The following is a 212-nucleotide window of genomic DNA, read 5'->3' as shown; positions in this document are numbered from 1 at the left end:
GATCTGCTGCGGCTACGAGGACGCCGACGACCTCGATCATCTGCGGTCCGATCCCGCATTCAAGCTGGCCTGCGGTCGCCTACCGGACACGGGCCGGGATTTGTGTTCCCAACCGACGCTGTCACGCCTGGAGAATGCGCCGCGCCTGCGCGACGTGATCCGGCTGACCTACATTTTGGTCGACGCATGGATGGATAGCTACCCGCGCGAGC

1 protein-coding gene is annotated in these 212 nt (G+C 64.6%); it reads left to right on the top strand.

Annotation, left to right across the window (positions count from 1 at the left end):
- Nucleotides 1-212, top strand: a 212-nt coding sequence (locus tag QJT78_RS53025) for a transposase (protein WP_281461034.1), incomplete at both ends; no start/stop codon positions are given.

Source organism: Bradyrhizobium sp. Mp27 (genome assembly GCF_029953005.1).
GTDB classification, from domain to species: Bacteria; Pseudomonadota; Alphaproteobacteria; order Rhizobiales; family Xanthobacteraceae; genus Bradyrhizobium; species Bradyrhizobium barranii.
This window is presented reverse-complemented; position numbering and strand designations above follow the sequence as displayed.